Genomic DNA, 512 nt, shown 5'->3' with positions numbered 1-512 from the left:
GTCGGGGTGGTAGCGGTACTGGCGCCGCCCGCGCGCGTCGAGCCCGGTGGCCTGCAGGTGGCCCGTGCGGCAGCGGGCAGATCCAGACCTCGGTGTAGGCCGGCGGAATGGCGAGGCGGCGGATGCGATCGATCTCTTGCGCATCCGTCAGCCAGCGGCCGTCGGGCTGCCGGTAGCCAAACCCCTCTGCGCGCCGCACGCGCTGCAGGCCCGGCATGCGACGGTCGACATAGACCAGCCCGCCGGGCAGGCGGCTGCCGGGCGCGGGTGCGTCCGCCGGGGGCGCCGGCGCATCGCGCACAGCCACGGAAGGGGCGGGCACAGGAACCAAAGCGGAGGCAGAAGCAGGCATGGAGGGGACGGCGCGCGGGCGCTCTTGGGTCGCAGGGAAACCTGGTCCCATCACAGCCCGTTGCCGCGCCCGCGGGTGTAGGAAGGCGCCCGCTGCGCGGGTGGGCGGCGGCCGCAAAGCGCGGGCCGGCGCGCCCCGGGACTCTACTGCGCGAGCAGCG

The 512-nt window shown here is 75.8% G+C and carries 1 pseudogene; it reads right to left on the bottom strand.

Annotated elements, in window-relative coordinates:
- A pseudogene (locus tag B2J89_RS22975) lies at positions 1-352 on the bottom strand (DNA topoisomerase IB); the annotation flags it as partial.
- Positions 353-512: the final 160 nt, after the last annotated feature.

Source organism: Acidovorax sp. SRB_24 (assembly GCF_012931925.1).
This window is presented reverse-complemented; position numbering and strand designations above follow the sequence as displayed.